Origin of the sequence: Pseudoalteromonas sp. NZS37 (genome assembly GCF_015864265.1) — a bacterium.
In the GTDB taxonomy this organism is placed as follows: domain Bacteria; phylum Pseudomonadota; class Gammaproteobacteria; order Enterobacterales; family Alteromonadaceae; genus Pseudoalteromonas; species Pseudoalteromonas arctica.
Genome location: NZ_JADYXL010000003.1, coordinates 113,502 through 133,306 on the forward strand (window position 1 = coordinate 113,502; position 19,805 = coordinate 133,306).

The 19,805-nt window shown below is 38.9% G+C and carries 24 protein-coding genes and 1 pseudogene; 17 read left to right on the plus strand and 8 right to left on the minus strand.

The features are described from left to right. The first annotated feature begins 461 nt into the window (after nt 1-461). From I6F47_RS06465 to I6F47_RS06475, 3 genes are all read left to right on the plus strand, one after another. The gene (locus I6F47_RS06465; protein WP_007584363.1) at nt 462-833 is read left to right on the plus strand and encodes a hypothetical protein; all 372 of its coding nucleotides are present in this window, start codon (nt 462-464) and stop codon (nt 831-833) included. A gap of 114 nt (nt 834-947) precedes the next feature. After that, a complete protein-coding gene (locus tag I6F47_RS06470; protein ID WP_165721723.1) occupies nt 948-1,637 on the plus strand; it encodes a hypothetical protein in 690 nt (229 codons plus the stop codon). A gap of 100 nt (nt 1,638-1,737) precedes the next feature. Further along, the gene (locus I6F47_RS06475; protein ID WP_165721722.1) at nt 1,738-2,151 is read left to right on the plus strand and encodes a hypothetical protein; all 414 of its coding nucleotides are present in this window, start codon (nt 1,738-1,740) and stop codon (nt 2,149-2,151) included. A 15-nt stretch (nt 2,152-2,166) separates the two neighbouring features. Here the strand turns inward: I6F47_RS06475 and I6F47_RS20755 are convergent. Then, nucleotides 2,167-2,408: pseudogene (locus I6F47_RS20755) on the minus strand (IS110 family transposase); the annotation flags it as partial. Nucleotides 2,409-2,677: 269 nt separating this feature from the next. On the opposite strand from I6F47_RS20755, the gene I6F47_RS06480 reads away from it, so the two are divergent. The 14 genes from I6F47_RS06480 to I6F47_RS06545 all read left to right on the plus strand — a co-directional run bounded on the left by I6F47_RS06480 (nt 2,678) and on the right by I6F47_RS06545 (nt 11,893). Further along, a complete protein-coding gene (locus tag I6F47_RS06480; RefSeq protein WP_331458553.1) occupies nt 2,678-3,070 on the plus strand; it encodes a hypothetical protein in 393 nt (130 codons plus the stop codon). Between the two features lie 105 nt (nt 3,071-3,175). Beyond that, entirely contained in the window at nt 3,176-3,688 is a 513-nt protein-coding gene (locus I6F47_RS06485; RefSeq protein WP_024596157.1) for a hypothetical protein, read from the plus strand. Nucleotides 3,689-3,851: 163 nt separating this feature from the next. After that, nucleotides 3,852-4,217, plus strand: a complete 366-nt coding sequence (locus I6F47_RS06490) for a hypothetical protein (RefSeq protein ID WP_033038240.1) — start codon at nt 3,852-3,854, stop codon at nt 4,215-4,217. A 265-nt stretch (nt 4,218-4,482) separates the two neighbouring features. Beyond that, nucleotides 4,483-4,881: a hypothetical protein gene (locus I6F47_RS06495; protein ID WP_165721721.1), complete on the plus strand. Its 399-nt coding sequence runs from the start codon at nt 4,483-4,485 to the stop codon at nt 4,879-4,881. A 78-nt stretch (nt 4,882-4,959) separates the two neighbouring features. Further along, nucleotides 4,960-5,382 (plus strand): hypothetical protein, encoded by a 423-nt coding sequence (locus I6F47_RS06500; RefSeq protein WP_024593235.1) that lies wholly within the window; start codon nt 4,960-4,962, stop codon nt 5,380-5,382. 327 nt (nt 5,383-5,709) lie between these two features. After that, nucleotides 5,710-6,114 carry a GNAT family N-acetyltransferase gene (locus I6F47_RS06505; protein ID WP_024593236.1) on the plus strand — a complete coding sequence of 135 codons (405 nt, stop codon included), beginning with the start codon at nt 5,710-5,712 and terminating at the stop codon, nt 6,112-6,114. Nucleotides 6,115-6,667: 553 nt separating this feature from the next. Further along, a complete protein-coding gene (locus I6F47_RS06510) occupies nt 6,668-7,015 on the plus strand; it encodes a hypothetical protein (RefSeq protein WP_024593237.1) in 348 nt (115 codons plus the stop codon). Between the two features lie 129 nt (nt 7,016-7,144). Beyond that, nucleotides 7,145-7,447, plus strand: a complete 303-nt coding sequence (locus tag I6F47_RS06515) for a hypothetical protein (RefSeq protein WP_165721720.1) — start codon at nt 7,145-7,147, stop codon at nt 7,445-7,447. A gap of 114 nt (nt 7,448-7,561) precedes the next feature. After that, nucleotides 7,562-7,879 carry a hypothetical protein gene (locus I6F47_RS06520; RefSeq protein ID WP_165721719.1) on the plus strand — a complete coding sequence of 106 codons (318 nt, stop codon included), beginning with the start codon at nt 7,562-7,564 and terminating at the stop codon, nt 7,877-7,879. Between the two features lie 501 nt (nt 7,880-8,380). Further along, nucleotides 8,381-8,677, plus strand: a complete 297-nt coding sequence (locus tag I6F47_RS06525; RefSeq protein WP_007584346.1) for a YcxB family protein — start codon at nt 8,381-8,383, stop codon at nt 8,675-8,677. 502 nt (nt 8,678-9,179) lie between these two features. Then, entirely contained in the window at nt 9,180-10,718 is a 1,539-nt protein-coding gene (locus I6F47_RS06530; protein ID WP_197117236.1) for a glucan biosynthesis protein, read from the plus strand. Nucleotides 10,719-10,941: 223 nt separating this feature from the next. Then, entirely contained in the window at nt 10,942-11,304 is a 363-nt protein-coding gene (locus I6F47_RS06535; RefSeq protein WP_101216351.1) for a 2OG-Fe(II) oxygenase, read from the plus strand. Beyond that, nucleotides 11,298-11,546 (plus strand): DUF1272 domain-containing protein, encoded by a 249-nt coding sequence (locus I6F47_RS06540; protein ID WP_197100837.1) that lies wholly within the window; start codon nt 11,298-11,300, stop codon nt 11,544-11,546. Before I6F47_RS06535 ends, I6F47_RS06540 begins: the two co-directional genes overlap by 7 nt. 44 nt (nt 11,547-11,590) lie before the next feature. Then, the gene (locus I6F47_RS06545) at nt 11,591-11,893 is read left to right on the plus strand and encodes a hypothetical protein (protein WP_033023834.1); all 303 of its coding nucleotides are present in this window, start codon (nt 11,591-11,593) and stop codon (nt 11,891-11,893) included. Between the two features lie 118 nt (nt 11,894-12,011). Here I6F47_RS06545 and I6F47_RS06550 read toward each other — a convergent pair whose 3' ends face one another. The 7 genes from I6F47_RS06550 to I6F47_RS06580 form a co-directional block, all read right to left on the minus strand. Continuing rightward, complete coding sequence (locus I6F47_RS06550) at nt 12,012-13,295, minus strand: allantoate amidohydrolase (RefSeq protein WP_165721716.1); 1,284 nt, start codon at nt 13,293-13,295, stop codon at nt 12,012-12,014. A gap of 14 nt (nt 13,296-13,309) precedes the next feature. Further along, complete coding sequence (locus I6F47_RS06555; protein ID WP_165721715.1) at nt 13,310-14,539, minus strand: pyridoxal-phosphate-dependent aminotransferase family protein; 1,230 nt, start codon at nt 14,537-14,539, stop codon at nt 13,310-13,312. 3 nt (nt 14,540-14,542) lie between these two features. Then, the gene (locus I6F47_RS06560) at nt 14,543-15,367 is read right to left on the minus strand and encodes a sulfite exporter TauE/SafE family protein (RefSeq protein ID WP_024593246.1); all 825 of its coding nucleotides are present in this window, start codon (nt 15,365-15,367) and stop codon (nt 14,543-14,545) included. Continuing rightward, entirely contained in the window at nt 15,355-16,938 is a 1,584-nt protein-coding gene (locus I6F47_RS06565) for a gamma-glutamyltransferase family protein (RefSeq protein WP_165721714.1), read from the minus strand. The genes I6F47_RS06560 and I6F47_RS06565 overlap by 13 nt, the downstream gene beginning before the upstream one ends. Next, nucleotides 16,935-18,140: an amidase family protein gene (locus I6F47_RS06570; RefSeq protein WP_165721713.1), complete on the minus strand. Its 1,206-nt coding sequence runs from the start codon at nt 18,138-18,140 to the stop codon at nt 16,935-16,937. Before I6F47_RS06570 ends, I6F47_RS06565 begins: the two co-directional genes overlap by 4 nt. A 337-nt stretch (nt 18,141-18,477) precedes the next feature. After that, nucleotides 18,478-18,960, minus strand: a complete 483-nt coding sequence (locus I6F47_RS06575) for a putative 4-hydroxy-4-methyl-2-oxoglutarate aldolase (RefSeq protein WP_197183543.1) — start codon at nt 18,958-18,960, stop codon at nt 18,478-18,480. A 3-nt stretch (nt 18,961-18,963) separates the two neighbouring features. Then, complete coding sequence (locus tag I6F47_RS06580; protein ID WP_024597735.1) at nt 18,964-19,617, minus strand: TetR/AcrR family transcriptional regulator; 654 nt, start codon at nt 19,615-19,617, stop codon at nt 18,964-18,966. Between the last annotated feature and the right edge of the window lie 188 nt (nt 19,618-19,805).

Here is a 19,805-nt window from a genome sequence, read left to right on the forward strand (position 1 = left end):
CTCACCAATGCTTTAGCTAATTACGCGCTAAATACATAAAGCCAAAATTTTCCTATTACTTTTTCCTCTGTTTTATAATCGAGTTTTTCCACCAGATAAGGCTAAACGCCAACTATTAAAGCGTATAACAATGCTAAACCAGTATAAGTAAGCCTCAATAAGCCTTAACTAGCGCTTAGTATCCGTACGTTTGTTAATTATGGTCGTAAAAGGTAGCTACATAAATAAAGCTAACTTACAGAGCCAGCTGTTTAAATAAACAGCTGTTTTAATTTTGTCCGATAACATCATTAAAAATCGTTTTGGTGAAAAATAACAAAGACCTTTTTATAACATGCCTAATCACTTGTTTACATTAAAGTTATTTAGTGGAATTATTAAACAATGTAATATACGCCATTTTGGGGTGTTATAACCCCCAAATGTTGTCAATAAGCTGTTAGCGGTACTCAGAGGTTTTGGTGAAATCTAAAGTTATAGAGTTTGATAATTCAACAAACACGATTGAGGTGATAAACCTCAATTTTGATGTTGAACTTCTAGAGATCACAATATCTATCGATGGTGATAAAATCGATATTATTTTTGAAGATCCAGCAGGTTTTCGGGTTTTAGATGAAGGTGACTTGCTAGAGTTTTGGCCTGATTGTTCTTTACAAGCAGGTTGGCTTCATGAAATAAATTCTGATGGTTGGTTCGACTTAGAAAAGAATAGAAATGGTTTTCTATTAGCAGATAATGCAAAGGTAACTGAGTATTTGGTGGTTGGCGTAAATTACTGTGTAAGCATTCTTGCATGGGAAAAACCGAAAGTTCAGCAAAGTACGCGCTAACAAGTTAATAAAAAAGGATAAAATACGGCTGTCTATCTTGCTCCGCTCGTATTTTAGCTAACCAAATTTTGCCTGTCATTGAGGCGTTAGTGTTCATCTGAGATCGAGAATCGAATGGAATACATAATTGGATTAATATCATTTCTACTTGGAATAGCTTCAGGATATTTTATTGCCTATGGTAAAGAGAAAGGCAAGAATCGAGCGTTAAAAGAAGATATTGAAAGCTTAGAAGACCAGAAGCAGCAAGTTCAGATTAAATATACTAGAGAGCTCGAGGATCTTAAAAAGGATAACGCCCTTAATATTGAGTTAAGAAAACACAAGTACGAAGAAAAGAAGATTCAATTTGCTAAATTCTTTACTCTTCTCGATAAATTCCATGCCAAAAGCAATGAGATTTTCATGGAGCGTTTTGGCCCAATCTACTCAAAGTTTATGGAAAATTATTTAATTAATGATGAGTCAACCCAAAATGAAGGCATCGCTGAGTTTAACCAGAGCATGATGGGTTTATTTGGTGAGCTAAACCAAGAGCACTTAAAACTCACCACAGAAACTAATAGCATACGTCTAATTTCTTCAGAAGTTTTAGATGATCATCTGGATCAACTCACAGCTAAAGTAGGCGAAGCTACTAATACCGCGCAAGAAATGTTGGAAATGATGGCAAGCCCTGAGTTTTGGGCAAATCAGACCATTTTGTATCCGCTTCAGATAAAAGCTGAAGAACAAGGTCGAGAGATTATCTTCGTACGCGACAACATTCGTAAGCAAATGAAAGACGAGTTAGATCAAATATAAAACACTAACAAACTGCGCAAAACAACCAACTCCGTTTCGGCGGCTTAGCCGGGCGTTAGGTTTATTATCAAAGTGTGTACATTAAAAAGGATGAATGGATATGGGCGAATGGTCTGATTATTTCGAAGATCTCCCTGAAGAAGCACTTCAACCACCGATCGCAGCAGAAAGAGCAAAAGAAAAATTTGACTCTGATATCAAAGATATGAATGCAGATGCATTTGCTTTAATAGCGAAAACAAGGAAAAAGGCTATTGATGCGCTTCAAATGCAAAAGAAACAATTTTTTGAGTCGGTTGATTACTGCCCTCAATGTGGTGAAAAAGAGTTAAATGTCTATAAATTAGAGAACAAAACTTATCTATGTGAGTGCCAAAATTGTGGTATCTGTGGTTCAGGAGATAATTTTCCGCAGCATTGCATAAAACAGCGTCAGCAATCGGGGATAATATCGATTGGAGAGTCGGTTCATTATTTTCAATCAGCACAAAATAAAACTAACAACACGCCCTGAGGTGGACAGCAAGCGCTAAAGCTCACTTTCCACCGCAAATTTTAACAGCGGTGATCCCTTACTTTTTAATGCAGTTAAGTAAGTTGATTCATCGTAGGGCTATGTGCTTTCCAGCACCTAAATAGTATTCGTATCCCCTTAAATGCCAATGATCTGATGATGGTATTATAGGGCTTTCCTTTGGCTCCTTGCTGCCAACTATCTTGGTCAATTAACGGTGCTTTAGCCCAAAATAAATAACGCACAGATAATCCTGCTCATTCTAGAAAGAGTAAAAAGGTACCCACACTAAATTTTTCAGTAATACCTTCCAAAACGCCAATTAAAACAACACCAAACACTTCATTATATGCTGCGTAAAAGCACAGTAATCGATTGAACCAAAATAGGAACTCAGCTATGGTTTGTTTATCAAAAAAATAAAAAACGAGTTAATCTACAGGCTCGTTAAGATTAAAGAAACTAATTAATTGAATCTGGCTGTTAGAGCTATTCTACAGCCTCGTTGTATTGCTAAAGGATTATCGTGAAATACTCTAGGATTGTACTCTTTTCAGTAGGCTTGTATTTATTGCTAGTTGCTTTATCAACAATAGCAACAAAGATTGTTGGCTTTGATGAAATGACTCAAAGTACCTCATTAACTTTTACTTATTACGTCCTCGGATTTGTAACCTCTTTAATCGTTTATTGTTACCTAGGCTATAAGCAAACAGTGAGCCCCTATAAACAAGCCTTTTTAGTTGAGGCGGTTTATTGGTTTATTGATCTAAGTGTCGGTGCCTTACTATACATTTTATTAGAAATATCAATGGATCCTCTGATATATTTAATTCCAGCTTTTCTGCATGTTATTGCTGTTTTATTAGGGACATTACTTGGTATTCAATTACGTCGTAAAAGAGTTGAGGGTAAATAAATCGTAAAGCAGAACAAAAAAAGCTGGTTTTTGCTCTTTCATCCTAACCTTAGATAACAACCTTACGGCCTATTTATTCGGCATAAGTAAAAAAGGAATTTAAATTTGCTATTCGATTGGTTTAGCTCTGAAAAGCCAAATGTTTATTTGGGATCGTTAGCTGTAGCTAATAACAGCCATTTTTCTAAGGTAGAGTCGTTTTTTTATATAACGGGCGATTCACTACAAGATCATATGCACAAGAAGCTTGAAGATATTTTTTGTCTTCACAGTATTTCGTCTATTAAAGAGCCTAAAAAGTCAGATATTGGTTTAGATGTTGTTATAGTTACTTTGCATGGTGGTGATGCATTCACTATAGATTTTGATACAGCTATTATTCCGCTATTTTGGCGACCAAAAGTTAAGTTAGTATCGCGCTTGTATAACATTAAACACAACAAAACGATTAAAACGTTCAGCGTTTCTAAATCTGTTACGTGGCGCGAATTCATAGCTAAAAAATTTAGCTTAAGAGGCTTTTTTCGTTGGGGTCCTTTGTATCATAACGAAGACATGGAAATACTGTTGTATAAAGCATGCTACGAGTTATTAAATAAAATGCGAAAGGCTATTTAACCAGTAGCCAATAAGAATAATTAAAATAAGATAAAAATACATTTTGCTCTTGGTGAACATTATTACAAACAAAATAGGAACTCAGCTATGGTTTGTTTATCAATAAAAACAAATAAAAAACGAGTTAATCTAAAGGCTCGTTATGTTTTCAGGGAGTCCGTAGTTGAATTCAAGTAACTGGGATAATGCTGTAATAAAAAGTATTGGCTATGTTGGTATAGGAATCCCTGTATGGTTTTTATTCAATGGGCTGGCACCTTCATCACTTGGTGATATTTCTGGACTTGCCGTTACTTTTTTACTTTATATTGGCGTTTACCTACTAATTTCTATCGTTGGTTGGTTAGTGGTTGGCTTTCCTGTTCACTGGTTTTCAAAAAAGTACACTAACGGCTCTTATGCTTTTTATATCGCAATACCACTAATAGTTGTGGTTGATGGCTTGTTTAATAACACCCCTCAAATATTAGGTTTGGCGGCATTATTCCAAGCCTTTTTGTTTAGGTATTATCTGTACAAAAAAACATAACAAAATAATTTGACATCATCCATCCTAAATTTTGCTACGCACTAAGAAGAGTAAGCCCTTTCAACCTAAATTAAAGCTGTTCAACCACCCGTAATACCTTACAAGATGCCAATTAAAACAACATCAAACCCTTTTATATTCTGCGTAAAAATACAGTAATCGATTGAACCAAAATAGGAACTCAGCTATGGTTTATTTATCAATAAAAACAAATAAAAAACGAGTTAATCTACAGGCTCGTTATGTAACAACGTGAGGAGAGATGATGAACAAGGAAACTATAGGGAAATACGTCGCAGTTTTGGGATTATTGCTTTTCTGGGCACCTCTTTGGGGAATTGTTGATTCGTATTTAATTATGTCCTCTTCATTTCAAGAGATAACGCTGTTTGGAAGTAATGAACCTAAAATATCACAAGAAGAAATGTCATCAACAGCTTTGTCTACAGTAACAGGGTTCATCTTATTTTTAGTTGCACTTTGCTTTTTAACATTTTCCGTTGTGGGCTTAAACTATCGAACTAAGTGGCTTTTTTGGGCACTAATAATATATTCAACATTGTTACTCTTCATGTTCCCTGTTGGTACAGTGTTAGGAGTAACTGTGCTGGCAGCGCTAGTTTTAAACAAGAAAAAATTTGGACTTGACGCTGACGCTATATAACAAAACCATTAACCGGATTAGTACAAGAGCGCCACAAATCGGTTATGGCAGGCGTTAGCTTTCTAAGAGGGTTTCGAGTTGAGAACAATATTTAGCTTTATTTTAGCCTCTTTAGTTGTTGCATTTTTAGCGCCAATGGCAATTGAAATGAAATTTACTATTATTCCTTTTGGTATATTTATTTGGACGTTAATAGTTGTTCTAATTTTAGTTCCAGTAACAGCATTTCCAATTTATAAATTTATCACTAAAAGTTGTGATTATTCGCTAAATACAGTGCTCAAATCTTCAGTTATATCTACTTGCTTAGTTTCTTTCTTTTTTGTTTTCCCTTCAGGTTTAGATAGCTCAATTATTAATGGTAAGGTATTGGTCGAAAATGGTTCAATTACGTTAATAGGTTATGGATATAGCTTTTTACAATTGTTTTTATTTTCTATAGTAGGCCTTGTTGCTGGTATTGTATTTTACGTTTCAAAAATAGAGTTAAACAAAAGCTAAAGAATTAGGATGAAATTCATTCTAACTTTTACATAAATAATAAATTAAAGCAGCGGGTTAAGTGAGTTTTATAAAAATGAATCACGCAAAAAGCTGAGCTACAATGAAAGAAAGAGTAAAAAGCCAACCACACTAAACTTTCCCGTAATACCTTCCAAAACACCAATTAAAACAACAGCTAACAATTTTTTATATTCCACGTGAAATACAGTAAAAGATTGAACCAAAATAGGAACTCAGCTATGGTTTGTTTATCAATAAAAACAAATAAAAAAACGAGTTAATCTACAGGCTCGTTATAAGCCAATGGAGGCTCTGCAAAATCATATGGAAATTCGCAATATTTCCTGGGAGCAAACAATCCCGCTTCGACAAAGTGTTCTTTGGCCAAACAAGCCTCCGGAATATTGCCATGTTGATGGCGATCATGACGCAATGCATTTTGGTGCCTTTGTTAATGACGAGCTTGTTTGTGTTGCCTCCGTATACATAAAATCAGATAAAGCTCGCCTACGTAAGTTTGCTACTAAAACTGATTATCAAGGGCAAGGCATTGGCTCTCAAATGCTAAAGTTTATTCTTCACTCTCTTAATAATACGGTTGTAATTTTTTTTTGGTGTGATGCTAGAGAATCAGCTTTAAGTTTCTATCAGCGCTTCGGTATGCAGCCATACGGGGAACGTTTTTATAAGGCTGATGTTTCTTACTTTAAAATGGAAGTTGCTTTATAGTAAGTTTAAAGCGGCATATAACAACACGCGCTGAGGTGGGCAGCAAGCGCTAAAAGTTAGGATGACACCCATTCTGACTTTTACGTCAATTATCAATGATAGCAGTGAGTTAGGTTACATCCATGAAAGTGCATCACGCAAAAGTCTGAGCTGTATTGACAAGATGAAAGTAGTAATTGGTAGCCCGATAGACGACAACAATTTTTATTAAAAAATGGTAAATAACTCGGCTTCATTGAGCCTAACTTCCTTTAAAATAAAAGTGGAATATTACCAACGTTATGATGATCCTCAACTGCTAGGTTTTTTCTGCTGCATCACTTATTTTAACAAATATATTTTGCCCATCAGAGTAAAAAAACACCCACACCAAATTTTCCAGTAATTCCTTCCAAAACGTCAATTAAAACAACACCAAACTCTTTTTATATTCCACGTAAAATACAGTAAAAGATTGAACCAAAATAGGAACTCAGCTATGGTTTGTTTATCAATAAAAACAAATAAAAAACGAGCCAATCTATAGGCCCGTTATAAACCATAAGGAAGTGTCATGAAAAAAATATTTGTCGGAGCAATAATTCTGGTTAGTTCTAGTGTATTCGCTAACCCATATAAAAGTGGGTTCGTTGATGTTTCAATTCAAACACAAGAAGGTAAAGAAACTTTTAAACTAGTTTGTCAGCCTAAAATCACTGTGGGGAAATTACCAAAAAACTGGGTTAGTTCTTGTAACGATATCGGCAAGAAACTTCTGGAGTTAGCTGTCGAAAACGGAGTGAAAGTCGATCCAGTTGACAAAGTATTTGGTATGGCTGGTGACTTTGCTCAAAAGGCTTCTAGTGATCTACCAGAAGATATTGTCCCCGCAGCAATTGTTAGCCGAGAATTTGGTAGTTAATGGTTTATAACAAGTAATAAACTAGGACAAATAACATTTTTCTGCGTCTCTATTTTAACTTACTATTATTTGGCTGTTAGAGCTATTCTACAGCCTCGTTATACGCTTCTAAAGCTCGGTGTAAATAAAATGTTTGATGATGCAATTAGACTTGCTACCAAATTACTTGAAAGCGATGATGATTACTTAAATATAGTTATGAATCTTTGTCAAATTGGAAATAAAAAGTATGGTCAATGCTGGAATACTGAGTTTCATGTATTTGGTGTAATTTCATCTGATACAGATCATTTACCTTTAATTCATGTTAGAGAAAGATGTTCCGCTGAGTTCTTAGTTAAATCAGATAAAGAGTTAGCTGAAATTGTAGAGTATTACCGATCTGATGTGGTGATAGCTTGTAATCTAATAGTGAGTAGTAAAAACGTATAACAAGTCGTAAAGCAGAACAAAAAAATCTGGTTTTTACTGCTATGTCGCTTACTTTAGCAAATATATTTTGCCTATTTAAGGCAGTACTAGATATAAAAATACAAGGATGCATAATTGAATTATTTAAATTGGTTACAAAAAACATACCCAGAGCTAAATGAGATATCAAATGAAACTATTAACTCTCATATCGACAAAGCAAAGTCTGATACAGAGCTTTTTAGGGAATTCATTAAAGTACTAGGTAGCTTATTTTTTATTATCCCGTTCAACTTATACCTTTATATTTCGGGTATTCAGGAATCTAACAGCTCTTTATATTGGTTGTTGGTTGTGGCTTCAATTGCTGTTGGTGGTTTTATCGGGCTTTATTGCGAGCAAAAGGTCATTAAAAAACGTCTTAAAAAAATAATACAGTTAAAGGCGTTTTGAATGACTAATGATGAAGGGCAGTTAGGGTGACCTTATTCTAACCGTTACGGAAATTATCAATTATAGAATGGTAAACAACTTGGCTTTATTAAGCCTGATTCTCTTTAAAATAAAAAGCGGAATATTACGGTCAATAAATGCATGGGTAAATTGATTTTAAGTTGATAGGAACTCAGCTATGGTTTGTTTATCAATAAAAAATAAAAAACGAGTTAATCTACAGGCTAATTATACGTATCTCAGATTATGGAGAATCTTTTGAATCTTAAAATTAAAACATCTAAAGCCGACTATGACGCTTTTTACGCTCACACAGCATCTAAGGTGTTGAAATCCTATACATGGATACCCATGCTTAAAAATGTGTGTCTTTGGTTGGTGCTAACTTTTAGTTTTATGTCTTTCTTTCAGTTTCAGTCTGGCGGAATAGAAAATAAGTTGTTCTTTTCTGTTTTCACATTATCCATTTTATTTTTTATTTACGTCGCTCTCAGTAAATTTATGGAAGTGAAAATTGCACAATGTTTTACACCAAATGAAAATGGAATAATGATTGGTCCTAAAGAGTTTGAAATAAGCGCTGATGGTATAAAAGAAATCCACCAATATGGTTATAACTTTTATGACTGGGATGTTGTAGAGCATATCGAAGAAGTTAATGGTTCAATCTATGTATATGTTGATAAAGTACTTGCCATAATTTTCAACCCTGAGTCGTTGAAACCTGATAAATGTAAAGAAGATCTTTTAGCTACGATGAACAAACACGTAACAACACGCCCTGAGGTGGACGACTAGTCAAATTTAGCTATTAATTGCAAATTTTAAAAGTGGTGAGCCTCTTTGTTTTTCAACACTTAAATGTAATCCTTATCAATTTAAATACCACAGTTCTATATAGGCTTACCCTTCACTTTTTACTGCTTATAATACGCTTTAGCCCAAATCAACTATGTAACTACAACGAATAGAAAAACCAGCCACTCTACAAGTATTTGCCTTGGAATAGTGGGCAACTAAAATCTAAATATATCCATACCTCTTGACGGCTTCGTCCAATAAACTGCGCTATTTCCGTTTATTTTCACTTCAGCGATATCATTAAACGCGCGCAATCGCCCTTAAAATTAATTCCCGTAAAAACAAATTAATTATGGGAGGTCCTGTAGTCAAATAACAATACTTTAGTAAACGCTAGTTCATATTACGTCACGTAATATCCATACAGAACTTTAAGTTAAACATACGTTCGTGCAGCGTTCCCATTTTTATTTGACTCAATTTATTGGACATTCTTTTTATGAAATTAAAGTTATTTATCGCAATTATTTTTAGCACTTCGATGTCGTCTTACGCGACAGAAGCAGTAGATAAAACGCAGTTTTCATTCGAAGACTTAAAAGCGCTGGCAAAAGCCTCAGCCGAAAAGCCCTATACGCCAACTAAGGTGCCAGCGCCGGAGTTAATCGATAAAATTACCTATGACGAACACTGGAAAATACGCTTTAAAGAAGATGAAACCTTATATCCAAGTGGAAAAAAGGCGCCCGTACAATTATTTTACCCTGGCCGATATTTTCCAGAGCCAGTAAGTATTTACATCAGAGACGATAAAAATCAGGTTCAAAATGTACCTTTTAGTAATGACGTTTTTAATATGCCTGATGACAGCCCTGCTCACGATCTCCCAGAAGGGTTTGGATTTGCAGGCTTTAGAATAATGCGCCCAGATATGAAACCAGATTGGATATCTTTTTTAGGTGCGTCTTATTTTCGTACCGACGGGCCAGAGGGGCAATATGGACTGTCAGCCCGAGGTATTGCAATTAATACGGGTATGAATCAGCCAGAAGAATTCCCGCGCTTTTCTGCATTTTGGATTGGCCCCGCAGAGAAAAAAGGTGAAAGTGTGTCTGTTTGGGCATTGCTTGAAGGGCCTTCTATCACTGGTGCTTATCGATTTGGTTTAAGCAAAGATAACAAAGAAGCTAAAGGCCATATTACCTCTGTAACGGCAAATTTGTATATGCGCGCCGATGTTGAACGCTTAGGTGTAGCACCGCTAACTAGTATGTATTGGTACTCACAAAAAGATAAAACAGAAGCTAAAGACTGGCGCCCTGAAATTCACGATAGCGATGGCTTAGCTATTCACACAGGATCGGGTCAATACGTTTGGCGCCCATTAAATAATCCTCAGTCGGTGTCGACCAATAGCTTTATTGATGAGAACCCAAAAGGGTTTGGTTTAATCCAAAGAGATCGTGACTTTAATAACTACCAAGACGACGGCGTATTTTACAATAAGCGTTCATCAGCGTGGATTAAACCTACTGACGATTGGGGCAAAGGCGCAGTACAGTTAATCGAAATTCCTACAAAAGATGAAACGTTTGACAACATTGTGGCCTATTGGGTGCCCGAAAAAGAGGCGCGCAAAGGTGATGAGTTTACCTTTTCTTATGATATTGAGTGGCGTCCACTCGATCCAAAATCAAAAAACCTTGCAAGCGTTGTAAATACTCGCCAAGGCTTAGGCGGAATTCCCGGCCAGCCAATTCCTGAAGGCGTTAACAAAATGGTGATTGATTTTGAAGGTCCAGTATTTAAAGGCTTAGATAACAAAAGTGGTATAAAGCCGATAGTTGAAGCCAGCAACGGTGAAATACTAGAACCTATTGGAGTTTATCCGGTAGTTGGTACAAACCAATGGCGATTAGCGTTTGACTACAAACAAGCTAACAACAATCCGGTGAACATACGCGCGTATTTAGTTGATAAAAATGATGAAGCTATAACTGAAACATGGGTAAGTGATGCAAAGGTAACGATTAAATAAGCATTAAAGTAAAACGGGTGGCTATATTTTGATTTGCTAGGTAATTATAGCCACCATAATGTCTTTTAAAACGCCAATCAAAACACCATTAAAACTCTCTTTTATATCCCACGTAAAATACAATAATCGATTGAATCAAAATATGAACTCGGCTATGGTTTGTTTATCAATAAAAATAAAAAACGAGTTAACCTGCAGCTTGTTAGCTGTTTCGAGGGATTGTATGTTTTTTTTGAGTAAATTATTTTGTTGGGAGCGAGGCCGACAAAAATCAGGCTACGATAAAATGTTGATTTGTGGTGCTACGTGGCCAATTAAATTTGATACATATTTGCTTAAATTCCCACAAGGAAGTGAAATAGCACCACACACAGACAAAGTTGAATCTGGTAAACACTATCGATTGAATATAGTGCTTAAAAAAGCAGATTTGGGTGGTGAGTTTATTTGCAGTGATCCGATATTTGAAACAAAGCGGGTTAAGCTATTCCGCCCTGATGTAAGTGAGCATCAGGTATCAAAAGTTATAAAAGGTAATAGATATTTACTCAGCATTGGGTGGATAAAAGGGAGCTCTAAATGCTAGATTTAAGACCTAATTGTGAATGTTGTGATAAGAATCTACCTGCACAGTCCACAGAGGCTTTTATTTGTTCATTTGAATGCACATTTTGTTCTGGCTGTGCCCAAACGCTGTTAAATAACGTGTGCCCAAACTGCTCAGGTAATTTGGTTCAGCGGCCAATTCGCCCTTTGGCTGCACTAAAAGATTACCCAGCATCGACTAAGCGGGTATTAAACGAAAGTGTTTGTGCGCCAAACACATAAGAACACAAAGTATAATAATTACATTTTCTGAATATGGAGATCTGATGAGAAAATCCTTTGAATTTACTATTAAGTCAATCAAAGTTAAAATAATTAACAATTGGTTTAGTGGTGCTAAATTATATGTGAATGGTGACTTACGAGATACTGACAAAACTTTGTTAGCTATTAGGAATAATACTTTACTATCTGCAAATTTAGGTGAGTTGGGTGTTCTAGAAATCAAGCCATTATCGGGTTTAATTACCGTTGAAATGGATGCATATTTGGTTAATGGTACAAACATTCAACATGTATATAGCTCACATAAACGCCTTAGCCTAAAAGAGCAAAGGGCAGTCCGATAAAGCTACTTTAAATAACGAATATTCCTGCATTTAGTAACAACCTCCAAATGACTTTGAGGAGGTTTAAGCCCCTAAGCATACCAAGTTAATATACTTGGTTTACTCGATTACCTTAAAATCACTCACACTCTTTCACATAAAGTAAAAGCGCGCTGTACATTACACTGAGTGCCTTTGTTACATCGCTGTCGATAACTGCTTCTGCAGGGTGGTGGCTTATACCGCCAGGGCTGCGTATAAATAACATGCCAATGGGGCAAATAGGCGCGATTGCCATTGCATCATGCCCAGCGCCTGAAGCAAGTGAAGGCGATGCTTGGTTATTGAGTTTACATGCGCTTGAAAACAAATGCTGAATTTGAGTATCACACGCAACGGCATCGGCGGCATGAGTCCATTGCCAATCAAGCGTTAAATTGCGTTTGCTTGCTATAGATTGAGCGCTGCTTTGTATGGCGCTTAGTAAGTTAGCGAGATCGGTGTCGCTTTGTGCGCGTGCATCTAGGCTTATGGTTGTTTTGCCTGCAATCACGTTTGTAGCGCCGGGGCGCGACTGTATTTGCCCTACGGTGGCAACTTCGCCATTTTTAGCATTGTTTGCTAGTTTTTCGATTTCGGTTACTAATTCAGCGCAACCAGCTAGGGAATCCTGACGTAAATTCATAGGGGTTGTACCCGCATGACCACTTTGACCTGTTAGGGTAAGCATGGCGCGTTTTGCCCCTGCAATAGCCGTTACAACGCCTAACGCCTGATTAACCGATTCGAGTACTGGCCCTTGTTCAATATGAGTTTCCCAGTAACCTAGTAATTCGTTTTTGTTTAGTGCGGCCTTTGCATAGTCGTTAGGGTTTAAGCCAAAGTCGAGCATGGCTTGGCGCATAGTTATACCGCTTGTATCTTGTATATTTAGCCACTGTGGGTCAAACTCGTTAGCGAGTGCTTTTGAGCCAATTAAAGTTGTGGCAAAGCGAGTGCCTTCTTCATCGCAAAAGCCCACTACATCTAAATGAAAGGGCAGGTCGAGCTTTAGCTTATTTGCAAGCGCTGCAATCTCTATCCCCAGTAGTACACCTAAAATACCATCAAATGCACCTGCGTTTGGTACTGTGTCGAGGTGCGATCCTATAATTAAACGTTTAGCATGTGGGTTTGATGATTTAAGCCGCCCCCAAAGGTTGCCCACTTCGTCTTGCCACGATTGCATGCCTGCCTCAACCATCCACGATGCAGTAACGTCGTTACACTCTTTGTGCTCTTTTGATAAGTACACTCGGTGAATGCCGCCTTGCATTTGCGATAGTGCGCTGAGGGTTTTACAGCGAGATAAAGCGCGTGCTGCGTGGGTATTGGCACGTTCTTTACCTAATAAAGGGCTGTGTTGTGGGCTTACAATCGTCATGCTAAATCCTTTTTTTATTTATAGTGAGCAAGGGCTGCAATGGCGGCCTCGCCTTTAGGGCCTTTGTAACCGTTGGCATGTAGGCAAGCGTCTAAACTTGCCAATGTTTGTAGTACGGTGTCTTTTCGGGCGTTGTAGCCCATAGTGCCAATACGCCAAATTTTGCCATGAAGTGGTCCAAACGAGGTGCCAATTTCTATTCCAAAATCGGTTAGCATTTGTCCGCGTACGTGATCGGCATTAATGCCCTCGGGTATATACACTCCCAGTACGTTGTTCATTTTATGTGTTAAATCGCCAAATACATTTAAGCCGAGTGCTTGAATGCCCGTTAGCATGGCATCGCCATGTAATTTGTGGCGCGCTACGCAGTTATCCACGCCTTCTTCAATGACTATGCGGGCGCATTCTGAGGCGCAATACAGCATGCTAGTGGCTTCGGTATGATGATTTAGGCGCTCCTCTCCCCAGTAATTCATGATCATACCTAAATCAAAATAGTTAGAGCGCACAAAGGGTTCTGTGCCATCGGTATGGTCGGCCGTGCGAATGCCTGCTTCTACCTTTTTGCGTTTTTGGATCCAATCGGCGCATTTATCGCTTAGTGTTAATGGCGCTGACCCAGAAGGACCGCCTAAACATTTTTGTAGGCCAACCGAAAGTGCATCGAGTTTCCATTCATCGACAGGAAGTTCGTTACCCACAATAGATGCGGTAGCATCGCAATAAAATAGTACATCGTGCTTTTGGCAAATATCGCCAATATACTCAAGAGGTTGGTTCATGGTGGTGGATGTATCGCCTTGTACCATAGCAAGTACATGGGGTTTTACATCAACAATGGCTTCTTCGATTTGCTCTGGCGTAAACACTTCGCCCCACGGTACTTCTATTGTGTGCACCTTTGCGCCAACGCGTTCTGCTATTTCAGCAAGTAGGTGGCCAAAGCGCCCCATAATTGGCACTAGTACTTTATCGCCTGGGCGTAAAATTGAGCATAATACGGCTTCAATCCCTGCGCGCGATGTGCCATCTATTAGCATGGTCCATTCGTTTTTAGTTTTAAAAATTTCGCGGTAACGCGCCATGGTTTCGTTCATAAAACCGGTCATTACTGGGTCGTATTGACCTATAAGTTGCGCCGACATAGCACGTAAAACACGAGGATCTGCATTAATTGGGCCTGGTCCCATTAATAAACGCTGTGGTGGGTTTAAGGTTTGAACTTGCGTGTTATTAAACATATTTTAGGCTCCCAGAGTCTGAATGAGCATGCGAATGCCGGTTATCATTAAGACAACGGCAAAAGCGCGTTTTAGTTGTTTTTGATCCAGCTTGCTACCAATTTTTACGCCAATAGGTGCAAATAAAATAGTCAGCGGAATAATAAGAAAAAAGGCCGGGAGGTTAACCAACCCCCACGTACCTAGGGGAGCATCGGTTGGCGTTGTGCCAATACTTAATAAGGTAATAACACCAGGTAGCGCAATCAATAAACCAAAAACGGCCGCAGTACCTACTGCAACATGGGCGCGTACATTAAATGCGTTTAGCATAGGTACGCCAATAGTACCGCCGCCTATGCCAATCATTACCGACAAACCACCTACAATACTTGCCATAACGCCTTGACCAAATTTACCTGGCAGTTGTTTTACAAGCGCGGGTGCACCGGCTCTAAATAACATGTTTAAACTGACTAAAATAGCAATGCAGGCAAACATGAGCACTAATGCGTTACCGCGAACGGTATGAGCAATAATACTACCGACTACCGCCATAACTAATATAAACGGTGCCCAGTATTTTATTAGCGCAAGGTCAATATTCCCTTTGCTATGATGCGAGCGAATAGATGAAAGCGAAGTAGGTACTATGGTTGCAAGTGATGTGGCGGTGGCTATCATCATTGCCGACTCTGGGCTTACGCCAAAACCTTGCAGTAAAAAATACAGCACAGGTACGATAACAATACCGCCGCCTACACCAAAAAGTCCTGCTAAAATTCCGGCAAAAATACCGGTTGCTATTAAGGCCGCTACTATTGGCCATTGGTTTATTATTTCTGACATTGTGTTCCTGCTGTAGTTACTGTTGCACGTCCATCTGAACGAGGATCTGTTGCAGCTTCAAGGCGTGTAGGTGTATCTAAAATAGCCCCAGCGTGCCCCATCATTTCGTTATTATTATCAACGCTTACCCAATCGTGGTCACGTTGATTTAATTCATGTTCTATATGAAAAACTAACCCTTTTTCAATTTTTAAATTTGTACTTGTATCGCCCCATGTGCGTCCAAGTAACCAACGAGGGTCGCTGATTGCTTGTTTTATTGATTTATTTCGCCATGCGTAGCCTGCAAAAACAGCGGCTTGGGTTTGTGGTTGTCCTTCACCGCCCATTGTTCCGTAAGCAAGTCGGCGACCATCGCTAAACTTTGCCATTGCTGGATTAAGTGTATGTGCAGGCTTTTTATTTGAGGCAAGGTTATTGGTATCTTTATTGTTTAAACTAAAACTTAAACCTCGGTTATTCCACACAAAGCCGCCTTCGCTCATTAGTATTCCGCTGCCAAATTCCCAGTAAATACTTTGAATAAAGCTTACTAATTGCCCGTTTTTATCTCTTGCAGCCATCCACACTGTATCGCCAGGCTCTGCGTTAAATGGCCATTTTTTGGCTTTGGCCATATCAATATTGTTAGCAAGTTGGCTTAAGCGATCATCGGTTAGTGCGTTTTTATAATCGTCCCCTAATACTTCAGGATCAGCCCAAAGGGTAGGGCGATGGGTAAAGCTTTGCTTGGTTGCCTCTACAATTAAGTGTGTCCAGTCGGCATCGGTTTTAGCTAAATGCTTTAACTTATTTACGGCACCAATTATTTGCAGCGAATGCACGCCCTGTGTTGGCGCGGGTAAGTTGTAGCAGTCAATACCACTTAGGTTTGCATTTAGCGGGGTAACTACTTCGGCTTGGGTACTTGCAATATCATCTGTGGTAATCGAGCTGCCTGCTTTGGCTAAATCAGCGGCAAATGAGTTGGCAAGTGCACCTTCATAAAATGCGTTTAAACCCTGTTTTGCTAAGTGCTCAAATGTTGCTGCAAGTTTAGGGTTTTTAAAATGCTGACCTGCTTGCAAGGGTTTGCCATTGGGTATGTAGAGGTTTTTAAACGCGTCATTGGTATTGTTAGCAGCGGCTAGTTTTTCGCAGCCTGCCTGCAAGCTTTTTGTAACGGTAAAGCCCTCGCGAGCAAGTTTTATTGCGGGCGCTAAAATTTTTGAAAGTGGCAGTGCTGCGTGTTCATCAAGCTCAAGCGCTTTTTGCCAACCGCGTATTGTACCCGCTTGAGTCAGTGCGCTTAATCCGCCGCGCTCTGGTATTTGCGTGTGCGAGTTATAGGGTGTTGTATTAGTTGCTGCGCGGCCGCAGGCGTCAATAGCGGTGGGTGTTTTTTGATTGGGATTATCGATAAGCCAAAAGCTGTCGCCACCAATTGAGTTCATATGTGGATATACAACGCTAATAGCAGCTGCTGCGGCTACCATAGCCTCGGTAGCTGTACCGCCTTGTTTTAGTATATTTATACCCGCCTCAGTGGCCGAAAAGTGAGACGCGGTAAATGCAATGTTGTGTGTGGTCATGCCGGTGTGTCCTGTTTAAAGTGTGCAGCTAATTGTTGTACGCAAGCAAGTAGGCTTTTATCGTTACCGTGGCTCATCATTAGTGAAAAACCATAAGGATGATCATTTGCTAAATCAGCCAGCGGTAAATGCACTTGCGCTGAGCCACTAAGGCCCGCAATTGCCGAAAGCGTAATAATTTGCATGCGTAAGGCGCTTGTGTCGGCGCCTAATTTAGGTGCGGTTGTGGGTGTGGTGGGTAAAAATAAGCAGCTGTGTTTGTTTAGGTTTTTAGCGACTATTGTTTGCCACTCGTGCTGTATTTTTAACGCCTCTTGTTCTTCTTGCTCGGTTAAAGCCAGTGCCATTTTAAAACGAGCCGCAATTGCTGGCGCAAAATGAGAAAGCTGATCTGGGAGTTCAAGCCAGTCTCGGTGCGTTTTAGCAATCGCACGACCTTGTAATATTCTAAAGGTATCGGCAAGCTCACTTAGTAAACCAACGTTGGGGAGCTTAAAATCGATATGATGATTAAAATAAGGTTTGGTTTTTTCTAAAAGGTTACCCAGTGGTGCTTGTAAAGAGGAGTCAACAAGTTCAAAGAGTGCTTCGCAAATAACCAGCGTATTTACTTTATTAATAGGTTGTTGTGGTAATAATACATCGCCAACGCTGCTTAATAGCTCGGCGCTTTGGGTAAGCCAACCTATAGTATCAAAAGGCGGTGCCAACGGTATTAGGCCGTCTTTTTCAATCACGTTATGGCTTGGCCTTATACCAAATAAACCACAATAGCTGGCGGGTATTCTAATTGAGCCGCCAGTGTCGGTGCCTAAGCCAATATCGGCTAAGTTAGCAGCAACGGATGCAGCAGACCCCATACTCGAACCACCGCAAGTATGCCCTTTTAATTTAGGGTTTTGTGCTGCACCATAATGAATGTTATTTCCCTCTAAGCTGTAAGCAAGCTCATCGGTATGGGTAAAGCCTGTAAAGCTACAACCCTCGTCCATTAACATATTTACGGCACTTGCTGTTTGCTGGGCCGGTTTTGCTGCTTTAAACCAGTGTGGGTTACCTGCGCTGTTGCGCTCACCTTTAACAGCAAATACATCTTTTATTGCAAGACGCTTATTAATAAGCGTGCCTTGGTAATGTGTTTGCCATGCCTTAGGACCATGGTCACAAAAAATACCGGTCGTATTATTATTTTTGCTACTCATATCACCACTCGTTATAAAAAATCTGACCAAGCAGTTCAGATTTAGAGTGATTAAAAAGACGGATTAATTTTTATTATTTTTCAGCTCACTGCGTAACATCTTGTTTTTATTTTACAGAGCCTAATCCGCTTTTTAATCGGTTAGCTTATTATATTGTTTAAAACCTAAGCAAGAGGAATGCCACAAATTAAAATCCTGTCCAATTGGTCAGGATTTGGCGAGTTGTATGAGGTTAGTAAATATGGGCTGTAAAAATAGTGGTATTAAAATGAGCTAAAACAAACCAATTTGGTGCGCAGGTGCACCAAATTGGTCTTTATTTATATGGTTGTGAGCGCTAAATAAGGGACGTTTTACTGATGATTAAACCGTTAATATCGGCGTAAGCCCAATCGTTAGGTTCCATGGTGGTGCTAAGCATGGTAACAGCTTGGTTTTTATCACCAAAGCCGCGCTTTAAGGTACTACGCGGTGTTGAGCCTAGCGCCATTACAGGTAAGTTCATCGTGGCGAGTATTTCTATATCTCGGCAACAGCCATTTATTATTACGCCTTCCCAACCATTATTTAGGGCACGCTCAGCCATAATATCGCCAATAAACGCAAAGCGTTTGCTCGCAAACCCGTTTATAACTAATACTTTACCTTCACCATTTTCATGCAATATATCGGCAGCAAAAGAGTTGTCTTCTGGACAGGTAACTGTAACTACTTTGCCATAAAACGTGGTTTTTTTACCAAAGTGATAAAGGCCACTGTCGGCTACTTGCACGTTATCGCGATGATCGTCAAATAAATCGGGTGTAGTAAAGGATGTCATGGGTTAAGTCTCACTTTGCTCAGGTATTTTAAGACCAATACCTTTTAAAATTATGTGGGCAATTGATTGCGTAATTTGTGCCACATCGGTTTTGTCGTACTCTAATTTGTTCATTACGAGTAAAACCTCAGCCTGAAAGTCGGCGTAATACTGCGTGGTAGACCAAATAGTAAAGAGCAAATGGTAGGGGTCAACCTTATCCATTTTATCTGCGTCCATCCACGCTTGAAGTACATCAACTTTTTGCTTAACCCAAGGGCGGGTATTGGTTCTAAAGTAGTTTTGTAAATAAGGGGCACCGCGCAGTATTTCACTGGCAAATAAGCGAGATTGCATTGGCTGATTTACGGCGAGTATTACTTTACTTTTAATATAGTTATAAAGCACGGTAGCTGGATCGTCGTTAATTGTGACGTTATCGAGCCCTAAGTTCCAATTAGCTATTATGCGGTCGATCACAGACTCGTACAGACCATCTTTACTTTTAAAGTAATACAAAATATTAGCTTTTGGCACCTGCGCTTCTTTAGCAACCATGCTCATACTTGCTCCGTCGTAACCTAATTGCGAAAACAATTGCTCGGCGGCATCTAAAATTAGTTTTTGGTTTTTTTCGCGTGTTACTTCTTTTTTATTTGGTTTTATTTGTGTGGTCATTGTTGAGTTTGCGTGTTTAACGTATTGATTGATTGTAGCTTTACTGACCAAAAGGTCAATTACTAAAAAGTGTGAATGTAAAAAACAGGGGAAGAGGTTTAAGCTATAAACTTTAGGGTCTGTTGATCTTTGCGGATTAAAATTTGTTCAAACTAGGGGCTATTTAATCGCGGCGCGAGATTTGTAAC